The organism is Polynucleobacter necessarius, assembly GCF_900096765.1.
Lineage (GTDB): Bacteria > Pseudomonadota > Gammaproteobacteria > Burkholderiales > Burkholderiaceae > Polynucleobacter > Polynucleobacter necessarius_F.
Genome location: NZ_LT615228.1, coordinates 1004271 through 1022437, shown reverse-complemented (window position 1 = coordinate 1022437; position 18167 = coordinate 1004271). Strand labels below are relative to the sequence as shown.

At 45.0% G+C, this 18167-nt stretch carries 20 protein-coding genes and 3 pseudogenes; 14 read left to right on the top strand and 9 right to left on the bottom strand.

The window, feature by feature from the left end; genetic code table 11:
• Positions 1-25 precede the first annotated feature (25 nt).
• The 6 genes from rpsP (at position 26) to DXE33_RS05250 (ending at position 3994) form a co-directional block, all read left to right on the top strand.
• Positions 26-271, top strand: coding sequence for a 30S ribosomal protein S16 (rpsP, locus tag DXE33_RS05275; RefSeq protein ID WP_114638984.1), 246 nt, complete (start codon positions 26-28; stop codon positions 269-271).
• A 95-nt stretch (positions 272-366) separates the two neighbouring features.
• Positions 367-930 carry a ribosome maturation factor RimM gene (gene rimM / locus DXE33_RS05270; RefSeq protein WP_114638983.1) on the top strand — a complete coding sequence of 188 codons (564 nt, stop codon included), beginning with the start codon at positions 367-369 and terminating at the stop codon, positions 928-930.
• An 11-nt stretch (positions 931-941) separates the two neighbouring features.
• Positions 942-1700 (top strand): tRNA (guanosine(37)-N1)-methyltransferase TrmD, encoded by a 759-nt coding sequence (gene trmD / locus DXE33_RS05265; RefSeq protein ID WP_114638982.1) that lies wholly within the window; start codon positions 942-944, stop codon positions 1698-1700.
• A 138-nt stretch (positions 1701-1838) separates the two neighbouring features.
• Complete coding sequence (gene rplS / locus DXE33_RS05260; RefSeq protein ID WP_114638981.1) at positions 1839-2234, top strand: 50S ribosomal protein L19; 396 nt, start codon at positions 1839-1841, stop codon at positions 2232-2234.
• Positions 2235-2300: 66 nt separating this feature from the next.
• Entirely contained in the window at positions 2301-3038 is a 738-nt protein-coding gene (locus tag DXE33_RS05255; RefSeq protein ID WP_114638980.1) for a CoA pyrophosphatase, read from the top strand.
• Positions 3035-3994 (top strand): CobD/CbiB family protein, encoded by a 960-nt coding sequence (locus DXE33_RS05250; protein WP_114638979.1) that lies wholly within the window; start codon positions 3035-3037, stop codon positions 3992-3994. The genes DXE33_RS05255 and DXE33_RS05250 overlap by 4 nt, the downstream gene beginning before the upstream one ends.
• On the opposite strand, the gene rsgA is transcribed toward DXE33_RS05250, so the two are convergent.
• A complete protein-coding gene (gene rsgA, locus DXE33_RS05245; protein WP_114638978.1) occupies positions 3939-4952 on the bottom strand; it encodes a ribosome small subunit-dependent GTPase A in 1014 nt (337 codons plus the stop codon). The two genes, DXE33_RS05250 and rsgA, sit on opposite strands and share 56 nt — an antisense overlap.
• 2 nt (positions 4953-4954) lie before the next feature.
• Positions 4955-6208: a M48 family metallopeptidase gene (locus DXE33_RS05240; protein WP_114638977.1), complete on the bottom strand. Its 1254-nt coding sequence runs from the start codon at positions 6206-6208 to the stop codon at positions 4955-4957.
• A gap of 15 nt (positions 6209-6223) precedes the next feature.
• On the opposite strand from DXE33_RS05240, the gene orn reads away from it, so the two are divergent.
• Entirely contained in the window at positions 6224-6811 is a 588-nt protein-coding gene (gene orn, locus DXE33_RS05235) for an oligoribonuclease (protein WP_114638976.1), read from the top strand.
• A gap of 66 nt (positions 6812-6877) precedes the next feature.
• Here orn and mog read toward each other — a convergent pair whose 3' ends face one another.
• The gene (mog, locus tag DXE33_RS05230) at positions 6878-7501 is read right to left on the bottom strand and encodes a molybdopterin adenylyltransferase (RefSeq protein ID WP_114638975.1); all 624 of its coding nucleotides are present in this window, start codon (positions 7499-7501) and stop codon (positions 6878-6880) included.
• 26 nt (positions 7502-7527) lie between these two features.
• On the opposite strand from mog, the gene DXE33_RS05225 reads away from it, so the two are divergent.
• From DXE33_RS05225 to DXE33_RS05215, 3 genes are all read left to right on the top strand, one after another.
• On the top strand, positions 7528-8817 hold the full coding sequence (locus DXE33_RS05225; protein WP_114638974.1) for a metallopeptidase TldD-related protein: 1290 nt from the start codon (positions 7528-7530) through the stop codon (positions 8815-8817).
• A gap of 37 nt (positions 8818-8854) precedes the next feature.
• The gene (locus DXE33_RS05220; protein WP_114638973.1) at positions 8855-9937 is read left to right on the top strand and encodes a TRAP transporter substrate-binding protein; all 1083 of its coding nucleotides are present in this window, start codon (positions 8855-8857) and stop codon (positions 9935-9937) included.
• A gap of 127 nt (positions 9938-10064) precedes the next feature.
• Positions 10065-10850 carry a sulfite exporter TauE/SafE family protein gene (locus DXE33_RS05215; protein WP_114638972.1) on the top strand — a complete coding sequence of 262 codons (786 nt, stop codon included), beginning with the start codon at positions 10065-10067 and terminating at the stop codon, positions 10848-10850.
• A 7-nt stretch (positions 10851-10857) separates the two neighbouring features.
• On the opposite strand, the pseudogene DXE33_RS05210 reads toward DXE33_RS05215, so the two are convergent.
• Positions 10858-11528: pseudogene (locus DXE33_RS05210) on the bottom strand (alpha/beta hydrolase).
• Between the two features lie 30 nt (positions 11529-11558).
• Positions 11559-12113, bottom strand: coding sequence for a hypothetical protein (locus DXE33_RS05205; RefSeq protein WP_162785422.1), 555 nt, complete (start codon positions 12111-12113; stop codon positions 11559-11561).
• A 236-nt stretch (positions 12114-12349) separates the two neighbouring features.
• Here DXE33_RS05205 and DXE33_RS05200 point away from each other — a divergent pair, with 236 nt between their 5' ends.
• Together DXE33_RS05200 and DXE33_RS05195 are read left to right on the top strand one after the other, a co-directional pair.
• Positions 12350-12577: a 2-dehydro-3-deoxygalactonokinase gene (locus DXE33_RS05200; protein WP_162785421.1), complete on the top strand. Its 228-nt coding sequence runs from the start codon at positions 12350-12352 to the stop codon at positions 12575-12577.
• The gene (locus DXE33_RS05195) at positions 12578-12955 is read left to right on the top strand and encodes a hypothetical protein (RefSeq protein ID WP_114638969.1); all 378 of its coding nucleotides are present in this window, start codon (positions 12578-12580) and stop codon (positions 12953-12955) included.
• Between the two features lie 4 nt (positions 12956-12959).
• Here DXE33_RS05195 and DXE33_RS05190 read toward each other — a convergent pair whose 3' ends face one another.
• Positions 12960-13178: a hypothetical protein gene (locus tag DXE33_RS05190; RefSeq protein WP_114638968.1), complete on the bottom strand. Its 219-nt coding sequence runs from the start codon at positions 13176-13178 to the stop codon at positions 12960-12962.
• 315 nt (positions 13179-13493) lie between these two features.
• On the opposite strand from DXE33_RS05190, the gene DXE33_RS05185 reads away from it, so the two are divergent.
• Together DXE33_RS05185 and DXE33_RS05180 are read left to right on the top strand one after the other, a co-directional pair.
• Positions 13494-13802: a DUF485 domain-containing protein gene (locus DXE33_RS05185; protein ID WP_114638967.1), complete on the top strand. Its 309-nt coding sequence runs from the start codon at positions 13494-13496 to the stop codon at positions 13800-13802.
• Positions 13799-15532 (top strand): annotated as a pseudogene (locus tag DXE33_RS05180) (cation acetate symporter). Before DXE33_RS05185 ends, DXE33_RS05180 begins: the two are co-directional and overlap by 4 nt.
• Before the next feature lie 50 nt (positions 15533-15582).
• On the opposite strand, the gene DXE33_RS05175 reads toward DXE33_RS05180, so the two are convergent.
• The 3 genes and pseudogenes from DXE33_RS05175 to DXE33_RS05165 form a co-directional block, all read right to left on the bottom strand.
• Positions 15583-16239: a 3'-5' exonuclease gene (locus DXE33_RS05175; protein WP_114638966.1), complete on the bottom strand. Its 657-nt coding sequence runs from the start codon at positions 16237-16239 to the stop codon at positions 15583-15585.
• Positions 16236-17012: a putative nucleotidyltransferase substrate binding domain-containing protein gene (locus DXE33_RS05170; protein WP_231970388.1), complete on the bottom strand. Its 777-nt coding sequence runs from the start codon at positions 17010-17012 to the stop codon at positions 16236-16238. The genes DXE33_RS05175 and DXE33_RS05170 overlap by 4 nt, the downstream gene beginning before the upstream one ends.
• 74 nt (positions 17013-17086) lie before the next feature.
• Positions 17087-17957: pseudogene (locus DXE33_RS05165) on the bottom strand (HpcH/HpaI aldolase/citrate lyase family protein).
• Positions 17958-18167: the final 210 nt, after the last annotated feature.

Sequence of the window (18167 nt, the reverse complement as noted above, 5' to 3'; positions counted from 1 at the left end):
TCATTTTAGATTTTAAGGAATAAGTATGGTCGTCATTCGACTGGCACGCGGCGGTTCTAAGAAGCGCCCTTTTTACAGCATTGTTGCTACTGATAAGCGCAACCGTCGTGACTCGAACTTTATCGAGCGCATTGGTTACTTCAATCCACAAGCAGCCGAAAAAGAGCAAGCAATGCGCATTGCTCAAGATCGTTTGACTTATTGGACTGGTGTTGGTGCGCAATTATCTCCAACAGTTGTTCGTTTAATCAAAAATAATCCAGCTGTTTAATACTCTATTGCTAAAAACTTCATCATCGAAGATGGGGTTTTTTAGCGATTAAGTTAATTGGTGGTTTTATTTTGGGAAGATAGGGTGACTTACAAATGAGTATACCTCCCCTAAATGATCTGATAGAACTTGGTGCTATTTCTGAGGCCCAAGGCTTGCGGGGGCAACTGAAAGTTAGACCTCACTCACCTGATCCCGTAGCGCTACTCTCTTCTAAAACTCTTTGGCTGTCTTTGATCCCGCGAAGGGATGCTGTCGTTGCTGCATCAGTAGAGCAGGCATCACTGACACAATACAAGGTCAAGAGCGCCAAAATCCATAGCGGTAATGTGGTGATTGCTCTGGATGGTGTTACTGATCGAGACCAAGCCCTTGCTTTGAAGGGTGCGCGTATTCTCGTTGGACGCGATGCCTTTCCAAAGGCCGAAAGTGATTCTTATTATTGGATTGACTTGATTGGTTGTCAGGTAATCAATCTACAAGGAGAAGTCTTGGGTGATGTTCTGGATGTGACCGAGAATGGCGCTCATGGCGTCATTGCCATTGGTGATACAACGAGTAAAGACGCGAAATACTTGGTGCCCTTTGTCAAAGAGGTAGTGCAAGAAGTAGACTTAGAAAACAAAAAAATTACTTTAGATTGGCAGTCTGACTGGTAGTAAATTCAACGATGCGCTTTGATGTAGTTACTTTATTTCCTGATATGTTTTCTGCGCTTACACAGTGGGGTGTCACTGGTCGCGCCTGTGAACAATCTTTAGCGAGCTCTTTAGCGAGCGTGCATTTATGGAACCCTCGTGATTTTTGCTCTGATCCCCGTAAAACAGTCGATGATCGTGCATATGGCGGAGGCCCTGGGATGGTGATGATGGCCAAACCCCTGGAGGATACGGTTGAGGGCATCAAGGCAGCCCATCAGGCAGCTGGTCTGAAGTCTGGCCCCATTTGTCTGCTCGCACCTCAAGGGGAGCGTTTTAGCCAACAAATAGCTGCCAACATTCTCGAGTACGGCAATATCAGTTTAGTTTGCGGTCGTTATGAGGCGGTCGACCAGCGTTTTGTAGATCGAAACGTCGATTTACAGATTTCTATAGGGGATTTTGTGCTTTCTGGGGGTGAAATTCCCGCTATGGCTATCATGGATGCGGTAATTCGCTTGATTCCGGGTGCCCTCGGGGATGGTGAATCTGCTGCCCAAGATAGCTTTATGAATGGTCTTTTGGACTATCCACACTACACCAGACCTGAAATTTATGAAAATTTATCGGTCCCAGACGTGCTTTTGGGCGGACATCACGCTAAAATAGCGGATTGGCGTCGGCAAAAGTCTTTGGAGTTGACGTTAAGACTCCGGCCGGACTTAATTGAGTCGGCTAGAGTTAAAGGGTTGCTAACCCGAGAAGATGAACAATTTCTTCGCTCGCTGTAAATACTTTTATTAGTGTGCAGTTGTGAATAAGTAGTTTGGTTTTTTGGTTTAGTGAAATTGTTTTAACTACATCCTCTGTTAGGTCCGTTGATTAATCATCTCGGGATTAAACGCTAACAAGATGTTTAAGGATTAAAAATGAATTTAATTGCAAAAATTGAGCAAGAAGAAATTGCTCGCTTAAGTGCTAACAAAACTTTGCCAAGCTTCGCGCCTGGCGACACAGTCATTGTTAGCGTAAACGTTGTTGAAGGTACTCGTAAGCGTACCCAGGCCTTTGAAGGCGTAGTGATTGCTAATAAACGTAATCGCGGACTCAATTCCAGCTTTATCGTGCGTAAGATCTCTTCTGGTGAAGGCGTTGAGCGTACTTTCCAAACATACTCACCATTGATCGCTAGCGTTGAAGTGAAGCGTCGCGGTGATGTCCGTCGCGCCAAGCTGTACTACTTGCGTGACCGTTCTGGTAAGTCAGCACGTATTAAAGAAAAACTTCAAGCTCGCAATAAACCAGCTGCAGTTGCTGCTGAATAATTGCTGCTTTGAGGAAAACCCAAAAGGCGGCCTAGGTCGCCTTTTTTGTTGCCTTAAAATATCAAGATGTCTAAGACCGCTCAGCCTGAAGAAAACGCAATTAATGTAGCTGCGCCTCCAGGATTTAATGCGCAGGCTATCCCCATTCATGAGGTTCGCACTCAGGATAAAAAGATAGCCCCACAGTTATTGCAGCCAGAGGCCTTGAGAGCTCGTTTGCAAAATCCTCCAGAATGGGAGCCTGAGATTACTGATGAAAATCGCCACGTGATGGCGGCAGATATTATTGCCAGGCGACAAGCAGCTGGCAAGGTTACTAAAGCTGCAGTGTTAATACCTCTACTATTGAGAGAAGAAGGACTTTCAGTTCTGCTGACTCAAAGAACGAATCACCTGCGAGATCATGCGGGGCAGATTAGCTTTCCTGGCGGGCGGATGGACCCCGAAGATCACAGTCCCGATGAAACCGCTTTGCGAGAGAGTGAAGAAGAGATTGGTCTCAATCGAAATAATGTTGAGATTATTGGTTATTTGCCTCAGTATTTAACTGTCTCTGGTTACAGTGTTACACCAGTGGTCGGGTTAGTTCAACCTCAGGCAGAATACGTGTTAGATGAGTTTGAAGTGGCTGATGTTTTTGAGGTGCCGCTGGATTTTTTACTTGATCCCGCTAATCACCAAGTGAGATTGTGGCAAAGCGAGCAGGGTGGACGACGTTTTTATTCAACGCCTTATGAGAACCGCTTTATTTGGGGCGCTACTGCGGGAATGTTGCGTAACCTTTATCATTTATTAAAAGTATGACTTTCTTTTCTATCCTCTTCGCCCTCATTGCCGAGCAATATCGCCCGGTGACCGCTAACCATTGGATTGTGCGCACCTGTGCTCGATGGTTAGATTGGGTCGCCGCTGAATTTGGTGGAAAGTCAGAAGAAGGTGCAAGTCCTGTTGGTGCTCGCATGGCCTGCCTGGTTGCTTTTATTTTGCCAACCTTCTTGGTGTTTATGGTGTACGTCACCTGTATGGTGACTTACCCAATCTTGGGTTTCCTTTGGAACATTGTCATTGCTTATTTGTTTTTTGGCTTTCGGCAATTTAGCCATTCATTTACCTTAGTTCATGAAGCGATTGAGGCGCATGATTTGCCAGCAGCCCGCGCAGCCTTGGGTGAATGGTATGGGCCTGAATTAGATACATCCAATTTATCGGAAACAGAAGTGATCTCATTGGCATTAGAGCGCGCTATTATTGGCTCACATCGACATGTATTTGGTGTTTTGTTTTGGTTCATGATGCCCATGGGCCCTGCTGGTGTTGTGCTTTACCGTTTGGCTGATATCGCTGCGCAGCGTTGGTCTGAGCGCGGTGACTTTAATTTAAGCGAATCTGCACGCCATTTCTTTTATGTACTCGATTGGATTCCAGCGCGTATTACTGCAATGGGCTTTGCAATTGTCGGAAACTTTGAGGGCGCAGTATACGCATGGCGTTACCTGACGCAAAAATGGTCTGACTCTTTGTCTGCAGTCATCTTAGTCGCTGGTAGTGGTGCTCTTGGTGTTCGCTTGGGTGAACCTTTGAGTGAACCTGAGAGCGATGAAGCTTTACGAATGGCCGAAGCTGGCGAGCCTTTGGTATATGAGGTAGGTCTTGAGCCTACCGAGCGTACGATGCGCTCTGCAGTAGGTTTGGTGTGGCGCTTGGTTATCGTTTGGATGGCTTTGTTGCTAATGCTGACCATCGCTCTTTGGCTTGGCTAATTCCCTGTAACTGCGTATCAGCAGTTTTTGAATCTGAACGCAGTTGTTTAAATAGCGCCAGTCTCTCTGGCGCTATTACATTTCTATCTACGGCATCGCGTATTGCGCAATCTGGTTCGGACTCATGCGCACAATTATGAAAGCGACATTTGCCCAAGAGATCTTTAAATTCTCTAAAAGCATGTTGTAACTCGCTGACAGACATGTGGGCAAGACCAAACTCCTGAAAGCCCGGTGAGTCAATGAGGGCACCTAGCTTGCCATTTGATCCCCTTCCCCAGTCTTGGGGTAATTCGAAATAGCGGCAGGCAGTAGTGGTGTGTTTACCGGTGTCTAGGCGTACCGAGTATTCCTGGGTCAGTGCAGCAGCATTAGGGACCCAGGCATTGAGTAAGCTCGATTTACCCATGCCAGATTGCCCAACAAATACTGAAATCTTCCCTTGGATCGTAGGGCGAAGAGCCTCGATGGAAGCGGGATCAAACTTGGCGGAGACTTCGCTGACAGGGTAGCCCATCTTTGCATACGGCTCAATAATTTTACGTGCGTGTTCTAAGTTATCTTTGAGATCGCATTTATTGAGTAGGATGTGCAAACCAATTTGATTGGCTTCCGCAGCAACAACTGCTCTACCGAGAAGGTCGGGTGAAAAAGCGGGCTGCGTTGCTAGCACCACCAGAATTTGATCGACATTAGAGGCGATGATTTTGCTTTTAAAAGCATCCGAGCGATAAAGAATATTTTCACGAGGCTCAATTTGAATAATGCGCGCCTGATCTGCTGAGGTCATCTCTAAAATTAGATGATCGCCGACTGCACCAATGTGCTGCTTAGCGGGGGTGCTTACCTGAATGAGAGAGCCCTGAGGAGATTGGTTTCCGAGTGAGTCCGCAACTAAGCGCTGTGCTAGATAGTGCCTTCCATAGGAAGCAGTGAGTAGCGCACGGAATTGATCCATCGTTATGAGTTGTAACGTTGTAAGTGAGCGATGCGCAGTGGTGCTGGTGGATGCGAGCTATAAAAAGCAGTGTAGATCGGATCGGGCGTTAGGGTAGAGGCGTTGTCTTGGTAGAGCTTTACCAATGCCGAGATTAAATCTTTTGCAGACGATTTTTCTGCGGCAAAGCCATCTGCTTCATATTCGTGTTTGCGAGAGGCTAAGCTGCCTAGCGGTGTGAAGAAAAAGCTAAATACTGGTGAGACCAGCATAAACAGCGCTAAGGCGAGGCCGCCGTTATAACCATTGAGATTGGGCATCACGCCAAGATCGGTATAGAACCAGACTTGAGTACTGATCCAACCGAGCAGCGCAAACATGCCAAAGCTCAATGCAAAGGAAACTAACAGACGTTTGCGAATATGTTTGCACTTGAAGTGGCCTAACTCATGGGCAAGCACTGCTTCAACTTCGCCGGGATTGAGTTTTTCAATTAAGGTATCAAAGAAGACAATACGCTTTGCTTTGCCCATGCCCGCAAAGAATGCATTGCCATGGGCGCTACGTTTGCTGCCATCCATCACAAACAGTCCTTGACTAGCAAAATCACAGCGGGTGAGCAAAGATTCAATTTGAGTTTTTAAGGGGCCATCTTCAAGGGCTTGGAACTTATTAAAGAGTGGGGCGATAAAAGTAGGGAAGATCCACTGCATGAGTAAGCTAAAGACAGTCAAGACTCCCCACGCCCATAGCCACCACAAGTCACCAGCTGTAGCCATTAAGCTCAGAATGACCCACAGCAAAGGAATGCCAATTACTCCACCGACTAGAGCGCCTTTAATTAAGTCTACGAAAAATAGTTTTTTGTCCATGCGATTAAAGCCAAAGCGCTCCTCAAGGTGAAACTGCTTATACCAAGAGAAGGGGAGATCAATCATTCCGGAAATAATGACGATCGATATCAGCAAGGCGATTTGCTGAGTAATACCCACGCCAAGCCACTGCAAAAGTGCGAGATTAAGAATCTGCAATCCACCACACAAGGTAAAGCCAATTAAAATGATGGCGCTGACCCCATTTTCCAGGATGCCAAGGCGCAATTTGGCGATCGTGTAGTCGGCGGCCTTTTGATGCTCAGTTAGACTCACTTTTTCAGCAAAATCGGTGGGTACTGCATTTCGATGGTCAGACACATGGCGGATTTGACGTTGGGACAACCAGTGGCGTAAGCCAAAGCTGGCAATAAAGGCAATTAAGAAAACAATGGTGAAGGTCATGAGATCATTATAGATATGAGCGAGCAAACAAACACTGCGGTAACTAAGGCGGCACCGGCCAACGAGCACTTGATTTGGGTGGATATGGAAATGTCGGGCTTAGACCCCGAGACAGAGCGTATATTAGAAATCGCCATCATCATCACCGATGCCCACCTCAACACGATTGCTACTGCGCCAGTATGGGTGGTTCACCAAGAAGATGCTGTCTTAGATGCAATGGATGCTTGGAATAAAGGCACTCATGGACGTTCTGGATTGATTGATAAGGTCAAGGCTTCAACCATGGATGAAGCTGCAGTGGAGGCTGAGTGCATAGCCTTTTTAAAGCAATATATCAAGGCAGGTATTGCGCCGATGTGCGGCAATACGATTGGCCAAGACCGTCGCTTTATGGCTAAGTACATGCCAAAACTAGAGACTTATTTTCATTATCGGAATGTGGATGTTTCTACACTCAAGGAATTATGCAAACGCTGGCATCCCGAGTTAGTCAAAGGCTTTACCAAAAAACAGGCTCATACAGCCTTGGCAGATATTGAGGAATCTATTGAAGAGCTCAAATACTATCGAGAAAAATTTATCGTCCCCCTGCCGCAGTAGTGCGCAAGGAGATGCAAAAAGAAAAGGTCTGCAGTTGCAGACCTTTTGATATTTCGCTGGCAAGAATTATTTTTTTAAAGCACTTTTGGGTCTAAAAGCTTTAATGACTGCTTCGTTAGCTTCAATATAGGGGCCACCAATTAAATCGATGCAGTAAGGAATTGCTGCAAAAATGCCAGGCACAATTGATTTGCCAGTTTCATCCTTGAGCCCCTCAAGGGTTTCGGCAATGGCTTTAGGTTGACCAGGTAAATTCACTACAAGAGCAGCGTGGCCCTCGATCTCTCGAAGAACAGCAACCTGCCGAGACAAAATTGCAGTTGGAACAAATTTCAGGCTAATTTGACGCATTTGCTCGCCAAAGCCCGGCATTTCTCGAGTTCCCGCTTCAAGAGTGGCTTCTGGTGTGACATCTCTTCTAGAGGGGCCAGTGCCACCAGTAGTTAACACTAAGTCACAACCCATGTCATCAACGAGCTCAATAATCATTTCAGTGATGATTTCGGACTCATCCGCTATCAAGCGTTCATGGAAAGTGCAAGGGTTATGAATAGCCTTGATAAGCCATGTCTGAAGGGCTGGGATTCCCTCATCTTGATAGATCCCTTTGCTGGCACGATCAGAAATCGAAATTAAGCCAATCTTGACTTCATTTGGAGGGCTTTCATCGTGAGTTTCTGTATGCTTCATGTTGATATTCTAGCTATTATTAGGTCATGTTTACATATTCATACAGTCAGTTTCAAGAAATCATCAATTTCATGCTCGCAGAAGCCAAAAGAAGGGGCGCCTCTGATGCAGTGTCTGAAGTTTCTGAAGGGCAAGGTCTCTCGGTAACGGTTCGCAAGGGCGAGGTGGAGACGATTGAGCAAAGCTTAGATAAGCAGGTTGGGGTTACCGTATTTTTGGGTCACCATCGTGGTAATGCGAGTACAAGCGATTTTTCAAAGGCATCACTCAAGGCTACCGTCGATGCCGCTTATCACATTGCGCAGCATACGGCTGAAGATCTTTGTGCTGGCCCAGCAGAGCCTGAGTTATTAGAAAATAAACCCTTAGATCTAGATTTATTTCATCCCTGGGATATCGATGCAGCTCATGCAGTTGAGATTGCCCGCACTGCAGAGGGCGCAGCATTTGCCGTGAGCAAGCAAATTCAAAATAGCGATGGCGCTTCAGTTTCTGCGCATCATGCGCACTTCATGATGGGAACCTCGCACGGTTTTATGGGTGGATACCCGTTCTCTCGTCACTATATTTCTTGTGCGCCGATTGCTAGCGCAGGCGGTAAACAATCACAGATGCAACGCGATGATTGGTATTCCAGCTCGCGCATTCCGGCGCAGCTAGCTGATCCAGCGTCGATTGGAAAGTATGCCGCCCAGCGTGCTTTATCTCGTCTAAAAGCGAGATCACTTGGTACTCGTCGTTGCCCAGTAATTTTTGAAGCACCATTAGCTGCTGGTTTATTGGGTGGCTTAGTACAGGCAGTATCCGGTGGCGCTCTTTATCGACGTTCGAGCTTCTTACTTGATAGTTTGGGAAAGCAGGTCCTTCCAAAACATGTCAGTCTTTTTGAAAACCCTCACCTAAAGGCGATGACTGGAAGTGCCCCATTTGATGAAGAGGGTGTCAAGACATCTGCGCGCAAGTTAGGAATGAAAACCACAGGCAATGCTGGCGGTTCGCACCACCTCACATTACAAAGCAAGAAAACCCCGAAAGGTGGCTTACCAGCCTTATTAAAAGAAATGGGTACAGGTTTGTTAGTGACTGAATTAATGGGCCAAGGCGTGAACTATGTCACTGGTGATTATTCACGAGGCGCATTTGGCTACTGGGTTGAAAATGGTCAGATTCAGTATCCAGTTGAAGAGGTAACGATCGCGGGTAACTTACGTGACATGCTGTTGGATATTGAACTGATTGGTAGTGATACATTAATTCGGGGTACAAAAGAGACGGGTTCAATCTTGATTGGATCGATGACCGTTGGTGGAAAGTAAGTTTTACAGTTGACCCAAAAAATAAAAGGAGATTGTGATGCAAAGACGTTCTTTTTTAAAGAAAGCAACCATTGGTGCTGGTGTCGCTGCGATAGGTGCTCCGGCAATTGCTCAAAGTTTGCCAAGCTTAAATTGGCGTCTCGTGTCCAGTTTCCCCAAATCTTTAGATACTTTGTACGGTACGCCAGAAGTTTTTGCCAATGCTTTGCGCAAAGCAACTGACGGCAAGTTCAACGTCAAAGTATTTGCTGCTGGAGAGGTTGTGCCAGCACTTCAGGTATTAGATGCTGTGCAAAATGGTACCGTGGAATGTGGTCACACCGCTAGTTACTACTATCTGGGCAAAAACAGTGCCTTTATTTTTGATACCGCAGCGCCATTTGGTATGACCGTGCGTCAACAATCAGCTTGGATGCTGCATGGTAACGGCATGAAGTTAATGCGTGAGCTTTATGCGAGCTACAACATTGTGAATTTCCTAGGCGGCCAAACTGGTACACAAATGGGAGGTTGGTTTCGCAAGGAAATTAAATCACCAGAAGACTTAAAGGGTCTGAAGTTCCGCATTGCTGGTTTTGCCGGTCAGGTGCTTGCAAAGTTGGGGGTTGTCCCACAGCAATTGCCAGCTGGCGAAATTTATTCAGCTCTTGAAAAAGGCACTATTGATGCTGCGGAATTTGTTGGGCCTTATGATGACGAGAAATTGGGCCTGGCCAAAGTAGCAAAAAATTATTACTACCCAGCATTCTGGGAGGGTGCCGCAGGACTATCTTTTTTGGTCAATAAGAAGCAGTGGGACTCTTTGCCGCCAGCCTATCAAGCTGCATGGGAAGCGGCTTGTTTTGAGGCTCATACTGATATGTGCGCCAAATATGACGCTCTGAATCCGCCCGCGTTACAACGTCTTTTGCAGAGCGGCGCCGTATTACGGAAATTTAATACCTCAGTCATGGATGCTTGCTTTAAGGCTAGTCAAGAAACATACGCTGAAGAGTCTGCTAAAAACCCTCAGTTTAAAAAGATATTTGATGATTATCGCGCCTTCAGAAATATGGAGGCTCAGTGGTTTGGGGTGGCAGAGCAGGCATTTGCTCAGTACAGCTTTAGTAAAAAATTGTGATTGGGATTTTCTTGTGGCTAAAGGGCTCGGTGGAGCCCTTTTCTTTTGCTTCTAGGTGGCTGCAGTAGTTTCGCCTGATAGGGTCAAGACCGCAGGGTGCGGAACAATTAGTTGTTAATATCTCTTGATGCTTGATTCCCTATTAAACCCAGTTATTCAATCTTTTCATGCGCATTCCTTCACCTTTTTTGTTTGCGCATTCATTAGTGTGATTCTGATGGGCATCTCTAAGAGCGGCTTTGGAGCTGGTCTTGGGATTCTCTCATTACCTTTAATGGCCAGCCAATCGAGCATTAATGAAGCATTGGCAATCTTATTGCCACTATTAATCGCCATGGATTTAGTGGGTCTGCGCCGCTTTATTAAAAATGCCGATTGGAAACTTCTGAAATTGATTATTCCCCCAGCTTTTTTGGGCATGCTATTGGGGATGATTTTCTTTACTGCGATTACGCCAAAAGTACTCACTCTCTCGATCGGCATTTTTACTTTGCTTTTTCTGATTCAGAACTTGGCAATGGAATATTTTGATTTTAAAGAAGCGAAGCCCTATCTTTGGCTTGGCAGGGCAATGGGTTTAACTTCAGGTTTTACCTCTTTTGTTGCCCATATTGGTGGTCCACCTATTACCGTGTTTATGCTTCGGGCAAAGTTATTACCAATGGTTTACACCTCCACCCTGGGTGTGTTCTTTACTATTATTAATTTTGCTAAGTTAGGGCCATACTCCTATCTAGGCTTACTAAACTTTGGGCAATTTGCAACTTCACTATTGTTATTGCCTTGTGTGCCAGTAGGTGTTTACTTTGGTTTTTACTTGGCCAAACGTATCTCAATGAAGTGGTATTACCGCATCGTGCGCTTTTTCTTACTAGTGGCGAGCATTAAATTGATTGCCGACGGACTTTTATAAACCGAGCTTATTTCTCAGGGCGAATCAAAATCTGCCTGAGGAAACGAGAGATATCCATGAGCTCTTCGTGATTGACGGAATGCTCCATGGGGTACTCATTCCAATTCACCTGATACCCCATATTCTCCAACAAAACATATGACGCTTCGGCACGCTGGGGCACTACAACTGAATCATAGGTGCCGTGAGCCATCAAGATGGGGGTGGTTTGATTGGCGCTATGTTTTTCAATGCTTAATCTCATCGCAAGCGGCAGGTAGCCCGAAAGCGCAATGATTCCGGCGAGTTGGTGAGGAAAGCGCAGGCCAATATGCAGAGCCATAGCGCAACCTTGTGAAAAGCCAGCCAAGACAATATTGCTATAAGCAATATCGCGATTTTTTTACGATTGATTAATTCAATAATGGCAGCCGCCGATCGGTGAATACCTTTAGCGTCTTCTTGGTCTGTTAAGTTTCTGCCGATGATGTCATACCAGGCAGGCATCACATAACCACCATTGACAGTTACCGGCATAGAAGGAGCGCTAGGAAAGACAAAGCGAATGCCAGGGCAGCCCTGAAGATCAAGCTCGGGAACAATAGGTACAAAATCGTTGCCATCTGCGCCAAGGCCGTGAAGCCAAATCACGGCAGCGGTTGGATTGGGGGCAGTTTCAAGTTCAATACAGGGCAGCATCAATATTTTTAATTTGGTTGATAAAGAGCATTATCGGCTCATGTAGGCATCTTCATTGTAAGTGGCTACCCAGTTTGGTCTAAAGATGAGGAAAATCGCCAGAAGCATTTCTGACAGAGAGCCCTCCATAAATGCAATGATGATGAGACCAAGAAGCCAGCCTTCTAAATCAATATGGGCTGCTCCGCCGTTAATAAACAGGTTTCCAATTAATAACGTTATGCCCGACAGAATTACGCTAAGAAATGCGGCAACGTATCCATTACCAAGGATTAATACAAAAAGATGTTTGGGTACCCAGCGTTGGATTGCTTGAATAGTGAGATAGGCAAAGCAAGCGGGTAACACGCAAACCATTAAGTAATGTTGCGCCGCTTCTATTAAATTGCCTTGAATCAGACAATCGCTTAATAAGGCAACTGGAAACAGTATTGAGAGTGCAATAGCCACTCCAAACATGGCAGTAAGTAAAGCCGCCCCATAAAAGTGAAAAATGAGCCCATAGAATCTGCCAGGTGTTTGACCTGGTAGGGTTGGTGAAACATGCCACGCAATTGTTAAAAAGAGGATGGCCGCTAAAGCCATAAAAGATAGAGGTGGTTTAGAAAATATGCTTGGCGGACTTTTATAGATGGCAAAGAGAAAGAGAAAGACCGCCAAACCTAACCAGACCATTTTGGACTCACCTGAATATTGAATGATTCAGTCTAAACAAACCCAAAATAAAGCCCATCAGCACTTTTACTTAGATAAGTATCCTGGAGTAGCCAATATGGGGTGTAAGATGTTTTCAAATAATCTTGTGTCTAATGGGAGGTTTTGTGAAGCCGTTCTATATTGATTATCCCCAAGAGAAAATTGAGGAGCATCAGCATGCTTATTGCTGCGCATATTGCAAGATTCCTACAACGATTATTTTTGGCTTATTAGAAAACCATGCTGCAGATTGTCTATACCGCACGCAGCACAGCAAATGGGTGCAGTTAGAAGCAAAACTCAAACCCCAACATAATCACTTTGATGAACTACATGCCGATGAGGTGGATTAAATGAAAACCTATCCGATAGCACTCGAACTAACTGTTTGGTTTGATCTAGGGCTTAATCAATATGAAGTCGTGATTGATGAGGTCTCTAAAATTTCGGTGAAGCGTACAGATGATGTCTTGCATAGCAGGGAGCTTTCTGATTCTGAGGTACGGCTACTCTTAGATACTATCGGTGTAGTGAAGGTTCCAATTACTGAAGAGCACTCTTTAAATTCAAACCATAAAGCTTCATCCAGTTATGAGCTCATTATTGAATCAGCACACTTCTCTTTGGAATTTAATTGGGAAAATCTCGATGTAGAGGCTAGCAGTTCTAATGCCTTTGAGTCGGTGGTTAAGCTTGCCAGCTTGATTCAAAGTTTAGATTTAGATCACTAGGGTTTTAGGCTTCAACTACCACAAAATCGCCCTGAGAGACCTTATCCCTAAACTGGGAGAATGAAAAAAGGGCCTTAATTTTTTTGGTATTAATGACCTCAATCTTTCTGTCTGGGGTGAGATTGGCTACATACTCCCCTTCTGGGAAAAGGGCCTCTGGAATATTCTCTGTATCCAGAATTTGAGCATTGAGCACTAAGCTTTTAGTAATTTTGATGCGCATAGCTCATCTTAAGTTCCCATCAATACCAGTAACTACCAGCATGCACAATTTAGAAAATTGCTTGCACCATTTAGGTGTCTAGGTTTTTTAGAGTCCCGGGCCTTAATAGAAAAGGCTAATCTTAAAAAAGTGCAGCGATATTGATCTGGGGCGCACTTAACTAGTGCAGTTGCCCTGTAGTTTTCTGATTTAGGGAATACCTTTATAGGATCTTCCCTAGAAACTGAGCCAAATGACTTCATAACTAACCCTTTTGTCAGTGTGGGCTTATTAAAATTGAGATTCTTTATAGGTTGTTTTTTCAAGGAGAAATGCATGTCTGATGCTGTCGTTGCACGCATAGAGGCAAATCCAAAATGCCAAGAGCTCAAGCGAAAGCGCAGCACTTTTGGTTGGGCCCTCTGCATTTTGATGTTTATCGTCTATTACGGATACATTGCCTTAATTGCTTTTGATAAGGCTTTTTTGGCACAGCCGATTGGTGATGGCGTGATTACCTTGGGAATTCCTATTGGTATGGGCGTAATTATTTTCACGATTCTGATTACAGGTATCTATGTTCGCCGTGCAAATGGTGAATATGACACTCTGACTGCAGAAATTTTGAAAGAGAGTGTCAAATGAATCGCATTGAAAAATTATTTTGTGCTTTAGCGCTTTTAGTGTTGCCGGCGTTGGCAATTGCTGCTGGTGCTGATATGGGTCAAGTAGAGAAACAAGCTACTAATTGGGTAGCGATTGGTATGTTTGCTGCTTTTGTAGCCGGCACTCTTTACATTACTAAGTGGGCTGCAACTAAAACCAAATCTGCTGCTGACTTCTATACTGGCGGCGGTGGTATCACTGGCTTTCAGAATGGTTTAGCGATTGCTGGTGACTATATGTCTGCTGCATCATTCTTGGGTATTTCTGCTGCAGTGATGGCCAATGGTTATGACGGCTTGATTTACTCCATTGGCTTCTTGGCTGGCCAGTCATTACCTTCTTGATGGCAGAGCGTCTTCGTAACTTAGGTAAATTTACCTTTGCTGACGTTGCTGGCTATCGTTTCCAGCAAACTCCAATTAGAGCCTTTGCTGCTTCCGGTACTTTAGTTGTAGTTGCTTTTTACTTGATCGCACAGATGGTTGGTGCGGGCCAGTTGATTAAGTTACTCTTCGGTCTTGAGTATTGGATGGCTGTGGTAATCGTTGGTTGCTTGATGATGATTTACGTATTGTTTGGCGGCATGACGGCTACTACTTGGGTACAAATCGGTACAAATCATTAAGGCATGCTTACTTTTGGCTGGCGTTACTTTCATGGCATTCATGGTGTTGGCTCAGTATGGATTTAGTCCAGAAGCTTTATTTGCAAAAGCGGTTGAAGTAAAAACTGCTATTGCAACTAGTGCAGGCAAAACTCCAGAAGAGGCTGTAAAGGCTGGCTTGAGCATCATGGGTCCCGGCGGCTTCATTAAAGATCCTATCTCAGCAATCTCATTCGGTATGGCCTTGATGTTTGGTACAGCTGGTTTGCCACATATCTTGATGCGTTTCTTCACTGTTCCTGATGCAAAAGAAGCTCGTAAATCTGTATTGTGGGCAACCACTTGGATTGGCTACTTCTACATCTTGATTTTCATCATTGGTTTTGGTGCGATTACCTTGGTCTTGACCAATCCAGAGATGGCAGATGTTGCTAAGGGCGTGATCAAAGGTGGTGCTGGAACTGCAAATATGGCAGCGGTATTAGTTGCGAAGACTGTGGGCGGCAACGTCTTCTATGGATTTATTTCTGCAGTGGCATTCGCAACCATTTTGGCTGTTGTTGCTGGTTTGACTTTGTCAGGTGCCTCAGCGGTTTCACATGACCTCTATGCAACGGTGATTAAAAAGGGTAATGCAGATAGCGCATCTGAGTTAAAAGTATCTCGTTTGACTACTTTGACTTTGGGTGTGATTGCTGTGGTCTTAGGCATCGCTTTTGAAAAGCAAAACATTGCTTTCATGGTGTCTTTAGCATTTGCGATTGCTGCTTCTGCCAACTTCCCAGTCTTGTTTATGTCAGTGCTTTGGAAGAACTGCACAACAAAAGGTGCTGTGATTGGCGGATTCTTGGGCTTGGTATCTTCTGTTGCCTTGACCGTAGTTTCACCATCTGTATGGGAAGCGGTTTTGGGTAATCCAAAAGGGTCTGCCTTGTTCCCATACTCTTCACCAGCATTATTCTCAATCACTATTGGCTTTGTTGGGGTTTGGTTGTTTTCTGTACTGGACAACAGTGAAAACGCTAAGAATGAACGTGCTGCATTTGCTGCACAGCAAGTTCGTTCAGAGACAGGCTTTGGTGCTTCAGGAGCTTCTGGTCACTAAGAAGTATTTGATGTTGTAATTCATAAAAAACCAGGAGCAATCCTGGTTTTTTATTGCCTCAGTAATTGACGTAGCTTCACAAAAGCTAGCCCAGTCATAACAGCATCATTGAGGGCATCATGCGCATCGCGCACAGGCAAGCTCAAATCTTTCATCAGCGTTTCAAAGCGCAGGTCAATCATTTGACCACGTTCATTGATCGGTAGTTGAGCATTTTTATACTCGTAGTACATTTCCGAAACCTCAATTTTTTCTTGGGGGAGTCCCTGGCCAAGCATGCGCCAGATGACTTTATTAAGCATTGCCACATCAAACTCGAGGTAGTAGCCGACAATGGGACGGCTGCCGATGAAATGCATTAGCTTGGCGATTGCAATTTCTGGGGCTAAGCCATTAACAAGATCAAGCTCACGAAGTCGATGAATTTTGACGCTTTCTGCTGATAGCTCTTTGTCTGGTTTGATGAGTAGCTCTAGACGCTCGCTAGTCATGAGCTTATTTCCGACGATTCTCACAGCCCCTATGGAGATGATTTGATCCTTGGCGATATTCAGGCCAGTAGTCTCGCAGTCAAGAACCACCCATTCGTCTGGCGGGGGAGGGTCGAACATGAATTTATAGCGTTCATCAGCGAGATGGTAAATAAGCCATTCACGCCATACAGCGTTGTAAAGTCTTTTAATTGGACCAGGGACTAACCGGTTCATGCAAACTCTAGATGAAAGTGCTGGCGCAAAAAAGTCTTGAATCGTTTAACTACATTGAGAGCATCTTTAAGAAGATCGCGCTCTAAAGTAGAAAGGCGACTTAGGTCAATTTCACCAGACACCTCTTTGTCAGTCTCGAGTTCTATAAGACCACTTTTCAATCTCAATTCCATTAAGAGGTGAAGTGACTCTAGAGTTTCATTGGCTAAATCTTTTGGTATTTTATGGAGTCTGACGAGCTCGGTAATTCGATCAGATGTGGAGTTAGCCCAAATATGATTTTCTAGCGCAAGTGCGCGAACGCCATGCACAATGGAAAAGATACCCGCTTTTTTAAGATTGATACGATTCTCAGAGGGCTCTGCTCCGAGGGTCAGCAGGCGATTCCACCAGCCGATATCAGAAGAGAAGCTTTCGATTGCAGAAGCAAAACGTGCGAGCAAGAATTGATTATCGGTAACCAAGGCAAACAGCGATTGTTTTACCTGGGCCAGTAGGCTAGCGTCACCGGTAATCGAGTGGGCATCAAGAAAGATAGCTAAGTTCATTAAGCTATCAGGGGTGGGTTCTAGTAGCCAATCTTTAGTAGTGTCTTCAAATTGGCGTACAAAGCCTTTAATGAGAGTCAATAGATGGGTTGGGGCAGAGCCAACAACCAAAATGACTTCACCTTCTTTAAAGTAGGCGATGTCTATATTATCTCTGACAAGTTTTTGCTCTTGAGCGTTTAAGCAATCAAAGGGAGATGCTGAAAAATTAAAGGCATTAGGCATCTTTCCATTCTATTTCCTTGCGGACAGTCTGTGAAGAAGGGTTGAGTCTTAGACCCCCTGAAAATTGCACTTAATTAAGCAAATGATTTAATCGCAGAAGCTAAGGCCAATATGCGCTTGGCATCCTGAATATGTAATTCTTCAATGAGCTTGCCATTCAGCACTGCAATGCCTGCTCCAGATTGGATGGCGGCATCATATGCAGCAATTCTCTCTTGAGCCTCTTTGATTTCGGCCTCGGAGGGGCCGAATATTTCATTGGCAAGGGCAATCTGGCTGGGGTGGATCAGTGTCTTACCATCAAAGCCCATATCTCGACCTTGAATACAAGACTGTCTTAAGCCATCTTCATCATCGAGCGATAGGTGCACACCATCTAAGACGCAAAGACCATGGGCCCTGGCAGCCAAGACAGAAAGTGATAAAGCGGTTAGGGTTTCAATTCTTGTTGGAGTATGACGAGCATGAAGATCTTTGACTAAATCTGAGGTCCCCAATACAAGGGCTTCAAGCAAAGGGTGTGAGCTGGTAATTTCAGGAAGCTTAAAAATAGACATCGGCGTTTCAATCATTGCCCAGATGGTGATACCTGGGCGTGCATTGAGTTGAGCGAGGATATTGGCCGCTTCGGCAACTTGTGAGGCAGACTCTACTTTAGGTAATACGATGGCATCGGCCCGAGTATTTGCAAATGCCTTAATTGTCATCTAAACCCCAAGGCGAGTTGAGGCCATTGATTCTGACGACCGCTTCCCGGTGACCAAAGCCTGACTCAAAGGCTAAGCGAATATTTTCCCTGGCAATTACTTTTGCATCTGGAGCTACTGCATCTTCTAAATCAAGGATGAGTGAATCGGCGGCTAGACTTTTAGCTTTTTCAAGCGCCCTGGTATTTGCTCCGGGCATATACAGCACAGAGCGGCGTGGTCTGGTGGTATTAATCATTTGAATGAATTTTATCTATTAAAGCGAAACGAGTCGAAATATCATATCTGAATACCTATTGGGCCTAATAGGGGAAAAATGGTATTAATTTCTAGAGTGGGAAATTAATACGTCAATATCAATAGGCTATTGTGCAAAAGACGCGACCCTGAGTGGGATTTGGTTTAAAGTCTTATGAGGCTTGAATTTCGCATTACTTTACCGACATCA

What these genes read in the sequence shown, in the direction of transcription:
- rpsP (WP_114638984.1), top strand. Translation starts at nt 26, where the DNA reads ATGGTCGTCATTCGACTGGCACGCGGCGGTTCTAAGAAGCGCCCTTTT.
- rimM (WP_114638983.1), top strand. Translation starts at nt 367, where the DNA reads ATGAGTATACCTCCCCTAAATGATCTGATAGAACTTGGTGCTATTTCT.
- trmD (WP_114638982.1), top strand. Translation starts at nt 942, where the DNA reads ATGCGCTTTGATGTAGTTACTTTATTTCCTGATATGTTTTCTGCGCTT.
- rplS (WP_114638981.1), top strand. Translation starts at nt 1,839, where the DNA reads ATGAATTTAATTGCAAAAATTGAGCAAGAAGAAATTGCTCGCTTAAGT.
- DXE33_RS05255 (WP_114638980.1), top strand. Translation starts at nt 2,301, where the DNA reads ATGTCTAAGACCGCTCAGCCTGAAGAAAACGCAATTAATGTAGCTGCG.
- DXE33_RS05250 (WP_114638979.1), top strand. Translation starts at nt 3,035, where the DNA reads ATGACTTTCTTTTCTATCCTCTTCGCCCTCATTGCCGAGCAATATCGC.
- rsgA (WP_114638978.1), bottom strand. Translation starts at nt 4,952, where the DNA reads ATGGATCAATTCCGTGCGCTACTCACTGCTTCCTATGGAAGGCACTAT.
- DXE33_RS05240 (WP_114638977.1), bottom strand. Translation starts at nt 6,208, where the DNA reads ATGACCTTCACCATTGTTTTCTTAATTGCCTTTATTGCCAGCTTTGGC.
- orn (WP_114638976.1), top strand. Translation starts at nt 6,224, where the DNA reads ATGAGCGAGCAAACAAACACTGCGGTAACTAAGGCGGCACCGGCCAAC.
- mog (WP_114638975.1), bottom strand. Translation starts at nt 7,501, where the DNA reads ATGAAGCATACAGAAACTCACGATGAAAGCCCTCCAAATGAAGTCAAG.
- DXE33_RS05225 (WP_114638974.1), top strand. Translation starts at nt 7,528, where the DNA reads ATGTTTACATATTCATACAGTCAGTTTCAAGAAATCATCAATTTCATG.
- DXE33_RS05220 (WP_114638973.1), top strand. Translation starts at nt 8,855, where the DNA reads ATGCAAAGACGTTCTTTTTTAAAGAAAGCAACCATTGGTGCTGGTGTC.
- DXE33_RS05215 (WP_114638972.1), top strand. Translation starts at nt 10,065, where the DNA reads ATGCTTGATTCCCTATTAAACCCAGTTATTCAATCTTTTCATGCGCAT.
- DXE33_RS05205 (WP_162785422.1), bottom strand. Translation starts at nt 12,113, where the DNA reads ATGGCTTTAGCGGCCATCCTCTTTTTAACAATTGCGTGGCATGTTTCA.
- DXE33_RS05195 (WP_114638969.1), top strand. Translation starts at nt 12,578, where the DNA reads ATGAAAACCTATCCGATAGCACTCGAACTAACTGTTTGGTTTGATCTA.
- DXE33_RS05190 (WP_114638968.1), bottom strand. Translation starts at nt 13,178, where the DNA reads ATGCGCATCAAAATTACTAAAAGCTTAGTGCTCAATGCTCAAATTCTG.
- DXE33_RS05185 (WP_114638967.1), top strand. Translation starts at nt 13,494, where the DNA reads ATGTCTGATGCTGTCGTTGCACGCATAGAGGCAAATCCAAAATGCCAA.
- DXE33_RS05175 (WP_114638966.1), bottom strand. Translation starts at nt 16,239, where the DNA reads ATGAACCGGTTAGTCCCTGGTCCAATTAAAAGACTTTACAACGCTGTA.
- DXE33_RS05170 (WP_231970388.1), bottom strand. Translation starts at nt 17,012, where the DNA reads ATGCCTAATGCCTTTAATTTTTCAGCATCTCCCTTTGATTGCTTAAAC.